Origin of the sequence: uncultured Ferrimonas sp., assembly GCF_947489035.1 — a bacterium.
GTDB lineage: Bacteria > Pseudomonadota > Gammaproteobacteria > Enterobacterales > Shewanellaceae > Ferrimonas.
In genome coordinates this window covers 114,258-131,904 of the sequence record NZ_CANLCI010000009.1, presented here as the reverse complement: position 1 = coordinate 131,904, position 17,647 = coordinate 114,258, and the positions used below count along the sequence as shown (strand labels likewise).

General features: G+C 51.5%; 17 protein-coding genes. 8 read left to right on the top strand and 9 right to left on the bottom strand.

Annotated features, from left to right (window positions below; all coding sequences use genetic code 11):
- Positions 1-409: 409 nt before the first annotated feature.
- The 5 genes from Q0796_RS07965 to Q0796_RS07945 form a co-directional block, all read right to left on the bottom strand.
- Complete coding sequence (locus Q0796_RS07965; RefSeq protein WP_298441775.1) at positions 410-1,972, bottom strand: hypothetical protein; 1,563 nt, start codon at positions 1,970-1,972, stop codon at positions 410-412.
- A 302-nt stretch (positions 1,973-2,274) separates the two neighbouring features.
- Entirely contained in the window at positions 2,275-2,601 is a 327-nt protein-coding gene (locus Q0796_RS07960; RefSeq protein WP_298441773.1) for a hypothetical protein, read from the bottom strand.
- A gap of 111 nt (positions 2,602-2,712) precedes the next feature.
- Positions 2,713-2,928 (bottom strand): TIGR02450 family Trp-rich protein, encoded by a 216-nt coding sequence (locus Q0796_RS07955; RefSeq protein WP_298441772.1) that lies wholly within the window; start codon positions 2,926-2,928, stop codon positions 2,713-2,715.
- A gap of 487 nt (positions 2,929-3,415) precedes the next feature.
- Positions 3,416-4,765: an FAD-binding domain-containing protein gene (locus Q0796_RS07950; protein ID WP_298441770.1), complete on the bottom strand. Its 1,350-nt coding sequence runs from the start codon at positions 4,763-4,765 to the stop codon at positions 3,416-3,418.
- A gap of 2 nt (positions 4,766-4,767) precedes the next feature.
- The gene (locus Q0796_RS07945) at positions 4,768-5,715 is read right to left on the bottom strand and encodes a DUF523 and DUF1722 domain-containing protein (protein ID WP_298441767.1); all 948 of its coding nucleotides are present in this window, start codon (positions 5,713-5,715) and stop codon (positions 4,768-4,770) included.
- Positions 5,716-5,926: 211 nt separating this feature from the next.
- On the opposite strand from Q0796_RS07945, the gene Q0796_RS07940 reads away from it, so the two are divergent.
- From Q0796_RS07940 to Q0796_RS07930, 3 genes are read left to right on the top strand one after another with little or no spacing between them, the layout of a single operon-like run.
- A complete protein-coding gene (locus Q0796_RS07940) occupies positions 5,927-6,436 on the top strand; it encodes a putative 4-hydroxy-4-methyl-2-oxoglutarate aldolase (protein ID WP_298441765.1) in 510 nt (169 codons plus the stop codon).
- The gene (locus tag Q0796_RS07935) at positions 6,427-8,262 is read left to right on the top strand and encodes an AsmA family protein (RefSeq protein ID WP_298441764.1); all 1,836 of its coding nucleotides are present in this window, start codon (positions 6,427-6,429) and stop codon (positions 8,260-8,262) included. The genes Q0796_RS07940 and Q0796_RS07935 overlap by 10 nt, the downstream gene beginning before the upstream one ends.
- Positions 8,263-8,270: 8 nt before the next feature.
- Positions 8,271-8,804, top strand: a complete 534-nt coding sequence (locus Q0796_RS07930; protein WP_298441763.1) for a BsuPI-related putative proteinase inhibitor — start codon at positions 8,271-8,273, stop codon at positions 8,802-8,804.
- A 15-nt stretch (positions 8,805-8,819) separates the two neighbouring features.
- Here Q0796_RS07930 and Q0796_RS07925 read toward each other — a convergent pair whose 3' ends face one another.
- The gene (locus tag Q0796_RS07925) at positions 8,820-9,518 is read right to left on the bottom strand and encodes a YIP1 family protein (RefSeq protein ID WP_298441761.1); all 699 of its coding nucleotides are present in this window, start codon (positions 9,516-9,518) and stop codon (positions 8,820-8,822) included.
- Positions 9,519-9,594: 76 nt separating this feature from the next.
- On the opposite strand from Q0796_RS07925, the gene Q0796_RS07920 reads away from it, so the two are divergent.
- Positions 9,595-10,389: an ATP-binding cassette domain-containing protein gene (locus tag Q0796_RS07920; protein WP_298441759.1), complete on the top strand. Its 795-nt coding sequence runs from the start codon at positions 9,595-9,597 to the stop codon at positions 10,387-10,389.
- Positions 10,389-11,588, top strand: coding sequence for an ABC transporter permease (locus Q0796_RS07915; protein WP_298441758.1), 1,200 nt, complete (start codon positions 10,389-10,391; stop codon positions 11,586-11,588). Before Q0796_RS07920 ends, Q0796_RS07915 begins: the two co-directional genes overlap by 1 nt.
- A 162-nt stretch (positions 11,589-11,750) precedes the next feature.
- Here Q0796_RS07915 and Q0796_RS07910 read toward each other — a convergent pair whose 3' ends face one another.
- Together Q0796_RS07910 and gloB are read right to left on the bottom strand one after the other, a co-directional pair.
- Positions 11,751-13,325: a LysM peptidoglycan-binding domain-containing protein gene (locus tag Q0796_RS07910; RefSeq protein ID WP_298441756.1), complete on the bottom strand. Its 1,575-nt coding sequence runs from the start codon at positions 13,323-13,325 to the stop codon at positions 11,751-11,753.
- Between the two features lie 84 nt (positions 13,326-13,409).
- The gene (gene gloB / locus Q0796_RS07905; protein ID WP_298441754.1) at positions 13,410-14,180 is read right to left on the bottom strand and encodes a hydroxyacylglutathione hydrolase; all 771 of its coding nucleotides are present in this window, start codon (positions 14,178-14,180) and stop codon (positions 13,410-13,412) included.
- Between the two features lie 90 nt (positions 14,181-14,270).
- Here gloB and Q0796_RS07900 point away from each other — a divergent pair, with 90 nt between their 5' ends.
- Positions 14,271-15,029, top strand: a complete 759-nt coding sequence (locus tag Q0796_RS07900) for a methyltransferase domain-containing protein (RefSeq protein WP_298441752.1) — start codon at positions 14,271-14,273, stop codon at positions 15,027-15,029.
- On the opposite strand, the gene rnhA is transcribed toward Q0796_RS07900, so the two are convergent.
- On the bottom strand, positions 15,014-15,490 hold the full coding sequence (rnhA, locus tag Q0796_RS07895; RefSeq protein WP_298441750.1) for a ribonuclease HI: 477 nt from the start codon (positions 15,488-15,490) through the stop codon (positions 15,014-15,016). The genes Q0796_RS07900 and rnhA overlap by 16 nt on opposite strands.
- A 111-nt stretch (positions 15,491-15,601) precedes the next feature.
- Between rnhA and dnaQ the strand changes: the two genes are divergently transcribed.
- Both dnaQ and Q0796_RS07885 read left to right on the top strand, forming a co-directional pair.
- On the top strand, positions 15,602-16,327 hold the full coding sequence (gene dnaQ / locus Q0796_RS07890; protein WP_298441748.1) for a DNA polymerase III subunit epsilon: 726 nt from the start codon (positions 15,602-15,604) through the stop codon (positions 16,325-16,327).
- Positions 16,308-17,579, top strand: a complete 1,272-nt coding sequence (locus Q0796_RS07885) for a TIGR03503 family protein (protein ID WP_298441747.1) — start codon at positions 16,308-16,310, stop codon at positions 17,577-17,579. The genes dnaQ and Q0796_RS07885 overlap by 20 nt, the downstream gene beginning before the upstream one ends.
- Positions 17,580-17,647: the final 68 nt, after the last annotated feature.

The following is a 17,647-nucleotide window of genomic DNA, read 5'->3' as shown; positions in this document are numbered from 1 at the left end:
GAGCTTGGCGGCCGGCCACGCCGGGGGCGCGGGTTCGAGTTCCGCCCACTGCGCCCTAGCTCCCGAAATGGTTCGAAAAAGCCCTGTCCTCTGGACAGGGCTTTTTTCATATGTGGCCAACACGTTTGCAGGGCTGACGTTGGCGAGGCAGTTCAGTTGGTTAGGCCTTTGATTAAAAGCGTGGCGGTCGGTCACGCCGTTGAAGCTTACTTGTTGGACTGAACGGCATGCATTTCATTATCGAGAAATTGAGCGGCGCTAATAAAGCCCGATGTGAACGATTGAATCGATACTAATTCTGTCGTTAATCAGAGGGGAGGAGTATAAGAGTCATTGACGGGTTGCAGAGCAGCGATCCTCTGCAATATTAGTGAACGTCCTTGTTCACCGAGGAAATGATTAATCGAGATTAATCGTCGTGATGGTGCTTGTTGTGTTTGTCTTTTTTATCGTCATGCTTTTTCCCTTTGTGCTTATCATCATGGTCGTGATGCTTGCCCTTCTTGTGATGTTTTTTCTTCTTTTTCTTATGTTTTTTCTTCGGTTTACCGTCACATTGATCGCCTTGCTCAAAGCCCACTAAGACCAGAGGGCCATATTGATCGCCGGTCATTAACGGAACGGAACATGAAGTATGGATATCGAGAAAGATGTCGTCATAGCCATTCGAGAGTAATAGCTTCGACTGCGCTGGTAATCGACCGGCTTGCCCACCCGTGGCGCTACTTTGCAGCATAAAGGTGCCACCCGATGCGACACTGTTACTGCTTAAATCGATATTGCTGTCTTTCTTTTTATTCGAACTCACGATGATATCGGCACTGTTGGCGCCGAACAGATCGCCTTCACAGACAAACTTACTGCCTTGATCATTGTTTGACGCGGCGCAGTTACCACCAACAAATTTGAAGGTCAGTTTCTTTGGGCGGCATTCACAGGCGTCTTCGATATTTTGTGGCACAGAAAGGCCAGCAGCGAGCCAAACAAACGAAGCAGGATCGACATCATTGTTTGGATCAAAAGGGTCTACAAAGGGATCGGTTTCAGAGTACAACTGCACTTCAACAAAGCTGGCACCAGCGGGAATAGGGAAGTTTCTGACGTAGTCGTCCCATTCGTCGCCCCGGTTGCTGGTTAACACATTGATGTCGCGTACGGCATCGGCAGGATCATTACCGACGCGGATCTCGATGACGGAGGGGCGATCCCCCCCGGATTGAACACTGCCTTCAACGCTGGCTACAAACATTGATATATCAGCAAAGCGATCTTGATCGGTGGCATCAAATTCGAATCGTACTGCATTGGTTGTTTCACGGTTGGGGGTAAAGCCCGATTCATTCCCCTGCCACCATGCGGCATCATGCCCATCAACCAATTGCAACGATGAACCACTGCCATCGCTGTAAATCAGCATCACGCCAGCGCCATTTTTGCCATCGTCACCGAAATTCACATTAGGCAGTTCGATTAAGTCGAGGCCGGAGATCTCAAGGGTATTGGTGCCACTTTGTACAATGGCCATATCGGTAATATCTGCTCGAATGGTGGCTGAATACGCGTTGTAAAAGGCTTTTTTCGGGGCGCCACCATCTGTTCCGGTATACACCCCGATGACATCACCACTTACCATATAGCTGCTGCCATCTTCGGTGCGAACAACGTCGATTTCAGTGTCGAAAGACAGATCTGAATCGAAGACTTGCCAATACAACAGCACGCGTTCAATGACTTCGCCATCGTTTAAATCAATGTTAATGGTGCCAGGGCTTTCTGGTAAGGAGTGAAGACCTGTTCCTGATATTCGGATCTTGTTGCCGTTGGCCAGTGCTTCAACAATTGCCGGATCCGTCGGTGCGTTAAGTCGTTCGTCGCCATCGGCAGCGGCCGGTGTGGCGTAACTTACGCTCAAGCCACATAGCAGTGCGGCTAGGGTGTAGCTCCTGAGTTTGAGTAAATTTGGAAAATGCATTGGAACACTCCATCTGTGGGGTTCGGTACTTGCCTCAGAGCCAGCAGTATAGACACAGATGTATCGAAGTGACGGAATTTTGACGCGCAAAATGCAATGCTTTTGCAAAATGCAAAAACAGGAATGATGGCGAATAAAATGAGAGCAGTGCAGGGAAGAGTATGTAAGTAAAGTGGAGCCTACGGCTTATCTAGATAATACCAATACGGCCGTTAATGATTAGCGCGGCAGAATAAAAATAGTCGTTTTAACGTTTGTTTATGTTCATTTAAATAAAGAAAAAGCGACCGAAGTCGCTTTTGCTATTTTTTGATTGCTTCTAAATCAACCATAGTCGTTACTAATTCGTCATAGCTCATATTGAGCTCTCGTGCCATATTAATTAGCTTGGCACGATAAGTTTGCGTTCGTTCTGCCTTTAATGCTTTTTCTTTTCGCTCTTGGATCATTTCATCCAAGGTATCTCGAAATGTGATTAATTGCTTGTCAGACCACTGCAGTTGATCGATGTAGCTGCGCATTTGACGAGGTGCGCGAGTTGCGGATGATAATTCTGTTACATGTTGCTTTTCTTGTTCTATTTCTATTAATGCACTACGAAATGCATCTTCTAGCTGTAAGTTGCTCATCGGCGAGTATGAGTCCTCTGGTCAGATTGACTGAAATGGCATCCATGCAGTAAAAAATTCTATCCGAATTAACGTCTATAATAATGCAGTTTCAATTTTAAGCAACCTACTTTACTTCCAGCCCAACTGCCATCGGTCTGAATCTTCCAGTTGAGCCATGGTTAATTCAAATTGATGTCGGTTATTTAATCCCTGTATGACAACGCCTCTAGCAAGGCCCTGATGATCTAAGCAGACATGTTGGACTAAAAAGTGAGTTTCATCGTGAAAAGGAGTGGTGGCGGTCCATTTAGTGCGCAGTAGCTTGCGGCTGCAGACGATGTTCATGGCGGGTCTCCTTCAGTTCAAGTATTTATGTTGACCATCGCAGCATGAGCGTAATACCAATGCTCAGCTTGCAGTAGTATGGCAGTTGTCGCCATTGATGGCGGCAATTTCGGGATGTGATTGTGCATTACGTTTCTAGCTGGGGCACAGACGGAGGCTAGGTTGCTGTAGCTGAGCACTCCACCTTGTAGCCACTGGGGTAACGATAAATTGACACCATGATGTAATTTAAATATCAATTAATCATAATGAAATGGCGGTAAATGAATTTACGATAAACATCGTAAAGAATTAACCGAGAGTAAAAAGATAAGTTTTAATTAATATAACCTAAGATAAAATAAAAATTAAATGAATGATTTTACAAATGCCTTTTAGACTTATATTTATCTTCGGCTTTTACTTTGCTACGGAGTCTAAAGAGCAAGGCGAAAGGATGTTATGTATTTTTAATTTAGGTTTAATTCAGCCAATACGATAGAGATTGTTAATCCGTTGCTGTTTTGGGCGACAGCGCTTTCACGCGTTGGCTGAATTGCTGGCATTGTTGTTTGTGATCGACCATCGGCTGGCTATAGCTCTGCCGTCCATCGGCCAACTCGGGTACGTAGCGGGTTTGGTATTGCTGTTTTGGATCAAACCGCTGTGCTTGGCGTGTTGGACTAAAGTGCCGAAAATAGGGGGCGGCATCGGCGCCACAGCCTGCTGCCCACTGCCAGCCGCCGTTATTACTCGCAAAATCTCCGTCGATCAGTAGTGTCATAAAGTGTGCTTCTCCAAGGCGCCAATCCAGATGCAAATCTTTGACCAAAAAACTGGCACAGAGCATACGTAGTCGGTTGTGCATCCACCCTGTTTGCGCTAGTTCTCGCATGCCAGCATCCACCATGGGGAAGCCCGTATTGCCTTGCTGCCACCGAGCAAACCAAGCGGGGTTGTGATCCCATTTGGGTTCTTTGTGTGGATACATCGCTTGGTTCTTGGATAGCGCCGGAAAGTGGTGCATGAGATAGCGATAAAATTCGCGCCAAAGCAGCTCATTTATCCAGGTGGTGGCGCCATCGCCATGGGGCATACGCTGCTGTAAATAATGATAAACCGCGACCGACGATAGGACGCCAATGGTTAAGTAGGGCGATAAACGTGATGTGCCGTTAATGGCGGGGATGTCACGACCATGCTGGTAATCATTCATGGCGTCTTGGCAAAAGTGCTGTAACTGTTGCCAGGCAGCATCTTCACCAACAGGCCACTGCAGTTGATAAGTTGGGATCTGTTGCCAGTGGTTAAGTTGTTCTAATACCGCAAAGGGCTGGATGGCTGGTGCGGGCAATGGCTGCGGTGGAAAATCGCTCAGCCAGCGCCGTGCTTTTTTCATAAAAGGGGTGAACACGCGGTAGGGTTCGCCTTTACCGGTGCGGATCTGCTCTGGCGCAAGCAGATTGTGTTCGGCAAAGCGCTGCCAGCCAAGCCCAGCTTGGGTCAGTGTGGCGGCAACGGCGTTATCGCGCACTTGTTCATTGTAACCGTGTTCTGCGTTGTACAATAACCAGCTGGCACCGAGTTGCTGCATCAGCGCATGGAGGTGCTGTGGCTGGGCTGAGAAATCATCGCAACAGCTGATGTGCAGTGCAATATTGCGCTGGTTTAAATGTTGTCGCAGTGATTGTAATTGTGCGGCAATAAAACTGATCTTGTTGTTGCCCCAGTGGTGTTGTTGCCATTGCCTCGGGGTAGCCACAAACACCACAGCAACCGGCTCACCACTTTGGCAAGCACTGTAGAGGGCAGGATTATCATTGAGGCGCAGATCGCTACGCAGCCAGACCAGTTTCATGGTTATAAATTACACCGTAATGCTAATTGCACTGGCGTGGGCTCAAGGTAGCTTTGATCACTGATGTACGGCTTTGGGTATTTACTCAGAATGTGTTTTACCACGGTCATCGGTGCCATCAACGGTAATTGACCGCTGTGATAAGCCAAGATGGTGTCTTGCAGGTGCTGCTTCTCGCTGGGTTCAAGGTCTTTTTTGAAATAACCCTGAATGTGTTGCAACACGTTGGTGTGCCCACGACGGGTTGCAGGCTTGGCCAGCGCAGCCATCATTTGGGTGACGTATTGCAGCGCTTTGTCGCTGTCGCTGCCTTCAAACTCTGTTGCAACCAGAGGGCCGAGTTGGCGGTAAATGGGTTCGTTATGAGCCAATAACAGCAGTTTGTGTTTCTGATGGAAGTGCAGCAGCGCGCGTTGGCTCGGTTTTTGTAATAGCGCTTTTGCTTGATGGTAAATCAGCACCCGTAATACGAAATTTTCCCGGATCGGCAGATCATTCAGCCGGCCATCTTCTTCAACGGGCAGCAGCGGGTAGCGCCGCATCAGCGCCGATGTAAACACACCACGGCCTTTATATTGCGCTCCTTTGCAATCCTCTTGCAGAATTTTTACACGTTCCATGCCGCAAGTGGGGGATTTGGCACACACAACATAACCGCTCAGTTCGCTGAGCGTTGGCAGGACTTCATCGCTATAACGGTTCATTGCATCGGTATGATCGATGTGATTTTTATCGTCCATCAAGCGAATGGAACCGGCTACTTCACGTAAGCGAATGGTCGGACGGGGGGTGGTCATGCCAACATTCACTTCCGGGCATAATGGCTTAAATTCCACTAATTGCCGCAGTTGGTCGTCAACGAACGCCGAACGTTTATGACCTGAGTCAAAGCGCACTTTGTGGCCAATCACACAGGCGCTCACTCCGATAATGGGTTTGGCTTGAGTCATGTTCTTATCCCTATGTTGACAGCATTTACGCCTGTAGTGTCAGCTTAGAACACCACTAAGGCTATCGATATAGGGCAGAGCCCTGCGAATACAGAGGTAGACTTCATCATTGCACGAATGCACCTACATTAGCATTACTGTGGCCTCGGCACCGTTATAATATTGGTATAACATATTGGAAAATATATTCATTTAACCAAGGAGTGGTTACATGTTGGATCTGTTGCCCGAGCTGTGTGATCGCTATTCGTCGCAAGTAAGGTTGTTACCGCCGTTATTTTCGCTGTATGGCAACCGCCGCTGTTTCGGCGGCGAAGTGGTCACCGTACGCTGTTTGGAAGATAACTCATTAGTGCGTGAAACCTTATCCGAGCCTGGGCTCGAGCGGGTGCTGTTGGTGGACGGTGGTGGCTTATCTCGCCGCGCTTTGCTGGGGGATCAACTGGCACAAAAAGCGGTTGATAATGGTTGGGCTGGGATTGTGGTGTTTGGCTATATTCGCGATGTGAATGCGATTGCTACCATGGATCTTGGCGTTATGGCGCTGGGGGCGGTGCCGATGAAAAGCGACAAACGCGGAGTCGGTGAGCGTAATGTCAGCGTTCAGATCCACGGTTGCCATATTCAGCCCAAGGATTTTATCTATGCCGATGCAAACGGCGTTATTGTGTCAGCCGCAGCGCTGCCACTGGCTCAACAGGAATTGAATCGATGCAAATAATTAAGTGGATTGCGATTGCGCTGGTAGCACTGCTGCTTTTGGTGGTGGGCTACGTGGCTTTTGTGCTGGATCTTAATAGTTACAAACCGGTGATCAGCGACAAAGTAAATGAAGCCACCGGCCGAGATCTGGTGATTGATGGTGACATTGGCCTGTCGTTTTACCCAACTTTGGGAATGCAGCTGCAGGGTGTGAGTCTGAGCAATATCCCCAACGAATCGCTACCACCGCTGCTGCAGATAACCCAAGCGTCGGTTGGCGTGGCGTTAATGCCACTGTTGGCGAGCGAACTGCAGATCGAATCGATTGTGGTTGATGGCGCCACCTTAACCATGGTGACGTTAGCCGATGGCCGCACCAGCACCACGGGCTTAGGGGGATCCAGCACAGCAGACAGTAGCCAACCCAGCACCGACAGCGGTGGTGCTGATGCCGCAGCGAATGACTGGAGTCTGGGGCTGTTTCAGCTGAATGATCTGCAATTGGTGAACGATAACCGCGGTGCCGCGACCGTGCAGACCATCACCATTAAACAGCTGGAGCTAAGCAACTTGGCCCCAGCGCGTTCGGCGCCATTAAAACTGATGTTGGCGTTGGATGACGGTGGCACGACCTTAGAAACGGAAGCGTCATCCATGTTGGCCTTTGCGAAAGATTTCAGTCGTATACAGATTGATGATTGGCAGCAGTCGATCCGCATTGATGGTGAAGCGGTTGCCAATAAGCCGATGGCGCTGGCTTTGCAGCTGCAAGCAGACATCGACTTGAATCAACAAACGCTGTCGCTGCCGTCATTGCAGTTGGGGCTTGATGAGTTTCAGTTTGATGCTCAAGGAAGCCTAGCGTACGGCGGTAAGGTGCCTTATTTGCAGTTAACGGGTAAGGGGAACCGATTGGATTTGACCCCCTACATGGTTTCGCAACAAACCGATGACAGCAAGCCCAGTGAAGAGCCGCAGCAAGCGCCTAGCCCAGAGCCGGATCTTCGTGTGATGACGGCAATCAACGCCAAGGTTACCTTGGGGCTTGAGTCGCTACTGGCAGATAACATTCAAGTTGACGATCTCAACACCGAACTCTTGTTACAAGATGGCGTATTAACCTTAAAGCAGTTAAGCGGTACCACGTTTGATGGCGACTTTAAGGTGACGGCCAGCTTGGATGGTCGCCAAGTGCCAGCCCGCTACCAATTTACTCAGTCGTTATCAGGCTTGAAGATCCAGCCTTTATTGCAAGCCTTAGCTGATACCGAACTGCTTGAAGGCAGTGGCGATCTGACGCTATCTGGCAAAGGGGTTGGATTAGCGGGGGATGCGCTATTGCAAAACCTAACCGCGAAGGGCGAATTAGCCTTAGCCGATGGTGCGTTGTATGGGGTTAATCTGGCCAAGATGGTGCGGGACGGCACCGCCGCATTTACCGGAGGAGAAACCAGCGCCGATGAAACGGTTAAGAAAACCGATTTCAGCAGCGTGAATGTGTCGCTTGCGGTGGCCGACGGTCAGTTGCAGATCCCATCGTTAGCACTGGCTTCGCCGTTGTTACGGGTGGATGGCAAAGGCCAATTAGGTCTGGTTGATCAAGCGATTGCAATGGATCTGGTGGTTGCACTGGTTGGCAGCATGGAAGGGCAGGGTGGCTCTGGCACGGATCAACTGGTGGATCTGCCTATCCCATTGAAAATTGGTGGTACCGTTACCGAGCCTAGCTATGGGTTAGACTTAGATGGATTAAAAGATCAGCTGTTAGACAAAGAGAAAGACAAGCTTAAGCAGAAGCTGGAAGACAAATTAAAAAGTAAGCTGTTTGGTGCTTTAGGTAACTAGGAGAACCCATGAACAAACTATGGATGTTATTACCGCTATTGGCGGGTTGTGCTCAAGCAACGGCACCAGTGGCAGAACAACCGGTGCAGCCTGAAGTGGCTACCAAAGCGGAACTGATAGCGGATGCTCAACCGGATCCTAGCGTGGTTAAAATTGTGCAAGATAAAGCGATATCGCCATTAACGGGGCAGATCAATACGGAATCTCGTTGGGATCGAATGCAGGGGGCGAAAGCGGCGTTGCATCTGCATAACACCAGCAAACGCGAGCTACGCTATACCATTCGTTCTGGCATGATGGCGGACTTTTCGTTGAGTCAAAACGGGCAAGTGGTGTGGCGGTATTCCCAAGACATGATGTTTACCCAAGCCTTAAGCGAAATGCGTTTGCCGGCGTTAGGCGAGCGTAAGGTGACCATTCATGTGTCGCCGCGCAGCTTAACTAAATTGGCTCCGGGCAGTTACTACCTGCACGCAGAGCTTAATTTGATGGATAAGAACGCAGGGCCAACAGTGAAGCCGGTTTTGGTTGAACTGTTCTAGCTGATCTTGGTGGCGCTACACCAGCGCCGCCCAGATCCCAAACAGCACCACGTATGGGGTTAAGACGATAACCCAACTGATAAGGGGTTTGAGCGTGGTCCACGCTCGAACCCCTTTGTATTGCAGCAACGCCGTCCACAGGGTGGTCAGTGAGACCGAGCTGGCCAGATTAAACCACGGTTGCTCTGTGCTCAGTTGCAATAGGTTCGCGATGGATAACGGCGCCAACACCATATTAGGGCTTTGTTGATTGTCACCAATCAACAGCAGCAATAAGCCAATCGCGCTGGCAACCAGCGTGGGTAAGAATGTCCACCAGCACAGACCGAACCAATCGCCAAACCCTTGAATATTTTCTTCATCTAACTGAGTCATTTTGCTCAGGTAAAACCCATAACAGGCGGCAACCAATATACCGCCTATCAATACGCTGCTGAGGCTTGACCAGAGGTAAGTGGCGCGGCTGGAAAACTCAAGGGCGATCTCTTTATCTGCGGGGGTAAGCCCCTGTAAGGCGGGTAACACAAAATTTTGCTGATACCACGACCAATCCACGCGATCAAAGTACAGCGCTCCGACGAGGGCGGGCAGCATCATTACCAGTAAAAAGGGCAGCCAAGACCAGTGCTTACGTTGTTTTAGTTCGGTAAAAACAGCAGCGGGGTGTAGCCAAATAGCCGACACGGCCTGTAACGCAGTTGATATCGTAGTCATTGCTAGCTTGTGTTAATTTTGCTGATAGTAACCGAAGATAGCATGCAATTTGGCTTATAAAAACAAGGACGTAGCAATGATAGAAGTGCACAATTTGCACAAGCGTTTCAAGCTGGCAGATCCCAAAGCGGGGGCTGAAGATGGGCAAAAAGATCCGCGTCAGCGTGGGCGCTTTTTTCATTCGGTTGAGGGGGTATCCTTTGGGTGTGAAGCGGGGCAAGTGCTGGGGTTAGTGGGGCCAAACGGGGCTGGGAAAACCACCACTTTACGCATGCTCAGTGGGGTGATCACCCCAGATCAGGGGCAGATAACCGTCTGTGGCGACGACTTGCATCAAGATGGTGACGATGTGCGGCGCAATATCGGTTTCTTATCGGCCTCCACCAAGTTGTATGAACGTTTTACCGTTGAGGAAAACCTGCGCTACTTTGCCGGATTGTACCGAATGGGTAAGGCCGAAACGCAACAACAAATTGACCTGTTATGCGAACAGTTACAGATGAACAGTTTCCGCCATCGGCGGGTGATTGATCTATCCAGTGGCATGAATCAGCGCGCCAACATTGCCCGCGCCATGGTGCATCAACCTAAAGTGATTATCTTAGATGAGCCCACGACCGGGCTGGACATCATGTCTACCGAGATCGTGATGGAGTTTATTCGGCAACAGCAGCAACGGCAGTTGCCGGTGATCTTCTCTACCCACCATTTAGAGGAGGTCAGCCTGTTGTGCGATCAGCTGTGCGTGATTGACCAAGGCAAAGCCACATACAGTGGCTCGTTAGAAGCCTATGGCGGCGGTCGCGATACCATCTCGCTGCGACAACGTTTTATGGATGAACATAAGCAAGCGCTGGCGGAGGTGATCTGATGTTTTGGCATATCGTAAAAAAAGAGGTGTCAGAGCTGCGCCGAGATAAGAAATCGTTCTGGTTTCTGGTGTTGTTTCCGACCCTGCTGCTGCCTTTGTTGATGGGCGGTGCGATCTGGTTTGCCGGACAAACCATCAAAGGTAAGCAAAGTGAAACTCTAGAGTTTGCGGTGTTGGCGCCCAGCAGCTGGCAGCAGCAACTGGGGCAGCTGCTAAGCCAAGATGAGCAAATGAACTGGCAACAGCAACGGTTGCTCAACGCAGAGCAGATCCCTGAACTGATCAACAACAAACAGTTGGATTTTGTGCTGCAACTGCCTGCAGGGTTTGATCCCAACACGCTGCAAAGCCACGTGTGGCAACTGCACTACAACCAAGCGGATGATGTGGGCCAATTCTCGCGGGTGAAACAGCAGCTGTCGCCGTTGTTTGAGCAGTGGCAGCAGCAGTATCAGCAGCAACTGGGGTTAACCGAGACTCAAGTGGCGGGGCTGAAGCAGCCGATTGAACTGCAAGAGATCGGCACCGCCGCCGAGCGCGAAGACATTGGCGAGAAAGTGGGTGGCATGCTGCCTTACATGCTGATCTTCTTGTGCTTAATGGGGGCGATGATCCCAGCATTGGACATCGCCGCCGGTGAAAAAGAGCGGGGCACCTTAGAAACCCTGTTATTGGCGCCGCAACAGCGACGCACCATCGTATTGGCTAAGTTCTTTGTGGTTACCGGTGCCAGCATTACGGTGGCCTTGTTAACGGTGGTCAGCGGTTTGTTGTGGTTGCTGGGCATTGGCCAAGCTTTAGCGGCAGAAAAATTACTGCAAGCGGTGAATGCCGTGGGGTTAGGGGATCTGGCGTTAGTGTTACTGGCACTGGTGCCAATCGCGATGATCTTAGCGGCGTTAATGCTTACCATGTCGTTCTTTGCCCGCAGCTACAAAGAGGCGCAAGGCTATTTAGCGCCGGTGCAGTTTGTTGCCATTGTGCCGGCCATTGTCGCCATTGTGCCGGGCACAGAATTGACCGGCGGGATCCTATGGACCCCGATTGTGAACGTAATGGTGGCCAGTAAAGAGTTGGTTAAAGGCACCTTGGATTATGCCTTGCTGTTGCCCATCGCCTTAAGCAACCTGTCATTGGCGCTGCTGTTATTGGTGTTGTGTGTGTACTGGGTCTCGCAGGAAAAAGTGCTGTTTCGTTAACCCCTACGGGCGCGGACTGATGGCCGTTTAGCGAAATGTCAGTGCGACAGATAAGAATAAGGCCAGCAGATGCTGGCCTTACTCATTGATGCGGAATTTGAGCCCTATACGCTAACGGTTTGGCCTTGGCTGCCATAGGGCAGGGTAGGGCGCGATGAGCCGTTATACCTCAACCCGAGTGACATCAACGTAGAGCTTGAGCTTCTGCCCTGGCTGCAGGTACTTGCGCTTCGATAGATCGTTCCAACGCAGCAGATCAGCAACGGTTACCTGAAACTTTTGGCCAATGCGCGCCAATGAGTCACCGCTGCGGACGGTGTACTGCACTTTACGCATCACCGAGGTGCTTTTCTGATTTTGGCTGACTTTATTCACCCAAATCGCCAACTTTCGGCCTGCGCGCAGCGGATCCGACGGCGCCATGCCGTTCCATTTTGCCAGCTGCTTAACGGTGATGTTGTTGGCCCGAGCAATGGTCCACAGCGAATCGCCGCTTTGCACTAAGTGCTCCATTTTAAAGGCCGCCCGCTTGCTGGATTGCTTCCGTGCTAAGCGCTGCTCGGCACTGAACACGTAATCTTCCGGATCCTTCGCCGCCACAGGGATCAGCAAGGTTTGACCGATGCGAATGCGGTTGTCACTGAGCTTATTCACCGACTGAATGATGGCGGTGCGAGTGTGGTACTTGCTGGCAATAACGCTGAGGCTATCGCCGGCTTTAATGGTGTAACGCACCCAATTGACCCGCTCGGTTTGGTCGGTATCGGCCAAGGCCGTTTGAAAACCCGCGACTTTATCTACCGGCAGCAACAGCGCGTGTGGGCCGTCGGGAGAGGTTGCCCAGCGGTTGTAACCGGGGTTGAGCTTATGCAGTTCGGCGATGGTCATGTCGGCCAGATCCGCCGCTAACGACAGATCAATTTGGGAACCGATATCAAGCCGCTGCAGCTGTGGCTCGTTGGCGATGGGCGTTAAATCGATGCCATATTTTTCGGCATTTTTCACCACGTCGGCCAGCGCCAGCAGCTGCGGGACGTAACGCTCGGTTTCTGTTGGCAGGTCAAGGGCAAAGTAGTCGGTCGACAGCCCCTTCTTTTTGTTCTTCTTAATGGCGCGGAACACGCGGCCTTCGCCGGTGTTGTAGGCCGCTAACGAGTAGTTCCAGTCCTGCCCCATCTTGTTGTGCAAGTACTCCATCATATCCATGGCGGCCACGGTGGAGGCGTACACATCACGACGGCCGTCGTACCACCAGTTTTGTTGCAAACCAAAGTGGCGCCCCATGGGGGAAGTGAACTGCCAGATCCCCGCGGCTGCGCCAGCAGAGTAGGCAAACACATCAAAGGCGCTTTCAACAATCGGCAGCAGCGCTAATTCGATCGGCAAATTGCGCTTTTCAATTTCTTCAACGATCAAATACATGAAGGGCTCTGCCCGCTGCGAGATGATCTTTAAGTGTTTCGGGTGGCTAATGTACCACTGGCGAAAGTGATCCACGCGATCGTTGTCCGGCACTTCCAGTGCCATCTGTTCGCGGATCCGTTGCCATACATCAGTAACGGGCACAACGGCTTCAGCCTGAGGTTGTACGGCTGGCGGGGTTTCCAGCGTGGTTGCCGTCGCAGCCGGGGCATTCAGTGGGGCAGTGGCCTGAGGCTGTTCCGAGCTTGAGGTCGTTAGCGACTGACAGCCGGACAGTAAAAACGCACACATCAGTGCGGAGTAGGAAACTCTCATAGGTCAATGACACCCTGTAAACCCAAAAAAAGGCCGAATCAATATTCGGCCCGATGACGAAATCTGCAGCATTTTAACAAGCTGTCAGGCGTTGTCTTTCCATTGCCTCAACGCCGCGAAGCGGCTCACGTTATCTGTTAAAGACAGTTGTGAATGTTGTTCGAGGCTGTTAAGAATTGTTGCTTGGTCGCAACGAAGGAAGGGATTTATCGCCCGTTCCGTGGCAATCGTGGTTGGTAGAGTTGGCTGTTGTTGCTGTCGTTTCAATAGGCATTGCCGTTGATACTGCAGCAGTGCTTGGTTATCAGGCTCTACCATCACTGCAAAGCGTAAGTTGGCACAAGTGTACTCGTGTGTGCAATACACTGCGGTGGTAGTTGGCAAATTTGCTAGCCGTTGCAGCGAGTGTTGCAGCTGCGCCGCGGTGCCTTCAAACAAGCGGCCGCAACCACCGCTGAACAGCGTGTCGCCACAAAACACCATGTCGTCGTTATAAAAACCGATGTGATCCAAAGTGTGTCCCGGCAGCGACATTACCGTCATAACAATGCCCAATTGCGCCAGGATCAGGGTGTCGTTATCGGCAACGGTGAGGCTAAGCCCATTGATCTTGTCCGACTTGGGCCCAACCACGGGCAGATCCACCCCGCTGGCGGCCAACTTGGCAATGCCACCGGTGTGATCCGGATGATGGTGGGTGATCAGCACCCCAGCCAACTGCAATTGTTGTTCGGTAAGGTAATTCAGTACCGAATCAGCACAGCCGGGATCAACCACCCAAGCGTGCTCGTCATCGTGTAAGCACCAGATGTAGTTGTCATTAAAAGCAGGGATAGGGTGGATGCGAATCGTCATGGTTTTGCTGGCCTGAAGGTTTTGGCTAGAGTACCTTAACGATGTGCTTTAGCAAGCTGCTATGCTTGGCCAGATGGATTTGGAGATGCTATGCGTCCGGCGTTAAACCCCAATAAAGTGCAACCCCTAAGCCAGTGGCAATCCCTGCCTAATGGCGAGTGGCTGCAACAGCAAGTGGAAGCCAGCATGACCGAATGGTGGCCAAAGTTGTTTGGCTATCATTTACTTAAACTGGGGCCGTTAGCGACCAGTTTAACCAGCAGCGGCTGCCCCATTCCCCACCAAATGGGGCTCGATCCCGTTCAAGGGGCCGTTCGCGCCCAGTTGCATGCTTTACCTTTTAAAGGCGCCAGTATTGATGCCTGCGTGGCACCGTTTTGCTTGGAGTTCCAGCAAGATCCTCATGGTTTACTGCGGGAAATTGATCGGGTGATGATCTGTGGCGGTCACCTTGTACTCATCGGCTTTAGCGCCATCAGCCCGTTGGCGTTGGGTTATATGCTGCCGCATCTGCGGCAGCGGCCACCGTGGACTGGGCGTATGTTTCAGCCCAGTCGAGTGGCAGATTGGTTGGGGGTGTTGGGCTACCGCATTGTGGAGCAACAGCCGTTGACGCTGCACAGTTTTATGGTGAATCCGGAACGTTTCGGGGCGCTGCGCCATACGGTTGAGGCGGCGTTGCCGATGTGGGGCAGTGTCTACATGTTGGTGGCACAAAAGATGGCGTGCCCACTGACCCCAGTGCGAAGTAAGTGGCGTGCCCCACGGCCATTATTGATCAACCCCATTGCCGATCTGGCCAGCTACCAAGACGATAACCCGCGCCGCTCTGCTCAAGATGAGGGTTGATAGCCTGCATCGGTTGGCAAATTCTTGCCTCCAGCGGCTTCTCGTGCCAATACATCACAACGTTCGTTTTCGACATTGCCAGAGTGACCTTTAACCCAGCGCCAATCGATGTCGTGGTTTTGGGCGGCGGCATCTAACCGTTGCCATAAATCCACGTTTTTCACGGGCTCTTTGGCTTTGGTCATCCAGCCGTTTCGCTTCCAGCCGTTGATCCACTGCGTGATCCCTTGGCGCATATATTGTGAATCGGTGTGCAGCACCACCTCGCACGGCTCTATCAATGTTTCCAGCGCCACAATCGCCGCCAGTAACTCCATGCGGTTATTGGTGGTGAGCTGATAGCCGTGGTGTAACTCTTTGCGATGCTTGCGATACAACATCACCGCCCCATAGCCGCCAGGGCCAGGATTGCCGAGGCAAGAACCATCGGTATACAGAGTCACTTGTTTTCGTTGCGTCATCGAACTTGATACCATAAGAAGCAAAGCGCCACAGTATACTAAACCGAGCGTCAAGGCAGCCTCGCTTGCTGCCGCATTTGTTGGCTCGTTCTCTACTTTCTCGGAATATTCATGACAGACGTCACCCCGTTAAAACGCCAAATTGTCTTCGATACAGAAACCACCGGTATGAACCAAGATGCGGGCCCGCATTACTTGGGGCACCGACTGATTGAAATTGGCTGTGTTGAGCTGATCAACCGCAAGCTGACTGGTCGCACTTATCACGTCTTTATTAAGCCAGACAGAAAGGTGGATGAAGAGGCGATCCAAGTACACGGCATTACCGATGAATTCTTGGCGGATAAGCCGATGTTTGCCGAGGTGGCCGATGAGTTTTTAGCCTTTGTGCAGGGCGCCGAGCTGATCGCCCACAACGCCAACTTCGATACCGGCTTCATTAACTACGAATTTGAGATGCTGGGCCGTCATGGCCGCATTGAGGATCACTGCAGCATTGTCGATACCCTGCAAATTGCCCGTGCGCTGAAAAACCGCGGTGAACTGCAAGGCAACCTGAACTTGGATGCGCTGTGTCGATTCTATGGCATCGATAACAGCCACCGTACCTTGCACGGCGCTTTGTTGGATTCCGAGATCCTTGCCGACGTCTACCTCTACTTAACCGGTGGCCAAACCAAGCTGGAGTTCAGCGTGGCTGGTGCCGCCAACGCAGGCAGTTTTAATCGTGCTGCCAGTGATCGCCGAAAAACTAAAGTAATCGCCGCCACCGCCGAAGAACTGGATAACCATAAAACTCGGATGGAGATGGTCAGCGATGCCATTTGGTTCCGCTAAATTTATTGCGATGTTGCTGCTGCTTGGCTGCTGTGGCCAAGCGTGCGCCGCGGTCGTGCAAAACATTCCCCTGCTGGATAACCGGTTTCGGATCGATCACGCGGTGGAATCGATCACGTTATTAGTGCAGCGTAAAGACGGCACCGCCCCCGTTGTGGTGGTGCAGCCGGATGGCAGTAAATGGTACGCCAGCCGCCACCCCGAGAACGTTCACTGGAGCTTTACCGGCAACACCGACATGGTGCGGATAGAAAAGCCGACCCCCGGGCCATGGCAGTTGGTTGGCCACGTTGAAAAGGGCTCGCAGGTGCGGGTACTCAGCGGCGTAGAGTTACGGCACGACCGTTTTCCTGCCACCTTGTATCGTGGTCAGCGGTTGAAGATTAACGCTGAGATCGCCGGTGATGGCGATCGCATCGTCATGCGCGACTTCTATCAGCAGTTACGCTGGCGGGTACGGCTGGCCAGTGAAAACCGCAGCGGCGATGAAAACTTTGGCTCTGGCCCCTTCGACATTGGCAGCTACGGCGACAACGGCCGAGGTTTGGACGAGCGTCCAGACGATGGCGTGTTCGCTGCAGAGCTGAATTTTAATTATCCCTCAGGCTTATATAACTTAGCGATCCGAGTCGATAACCCAGTATTTATGCGCGAGTCGGAGCAGAAAATTGAAATCCTGCCCCAGCCCGTACGGCTGAACGTGCGCGGTGAAGTAGGGCAGCCCCATCAGCTGTACATCAGCACCGAAGCCAACGTGATGTTAAGCGAGCTGCATCTGGCGTTGACCATTCTGACTCCGGATCAAAACAGTATTGCGCTGGCGGTGACGCCAACTCAGCTGGAGCAACAGTTGCCGCTGGATATGCTCAGTGGTTACGGCAGCTTCTTTATTTCGGGCATCGCGGTTGGCACCACCGCCGATGGCAACGAATTTTATCTGCAGCTGCCGAAGCTGAATTTCTATATTACCCCGCCACCGCCACCACCACCGACCGAAGAGGAGTTGCGCCAGCGGCAGTTAGCGCAAGCGCAGCAGCAAGAAGCGGAAGCCAAACACAGTGCCATCCTAACCATGGTCATGAGCACCGTGGTGCTGTTTGTGATGCTGGCGGCTGGGATAGGGGCATGGTGGTATCGACAAAAGTGGGTTAACCAACGGCGTCAGCAACAACAGCAAGAAGCCGACAAAGTGGATCTGACCCCAGATGAGGTTGACTTAAGTGCTTTTGCTCAGCCAAACAAGCCAGATTAACAACAACTTTTGCTGCACTTTTAGGCAGTTGGTTGAAGTTTGACTGAATGAGCTGAAAAGTCTTAAAA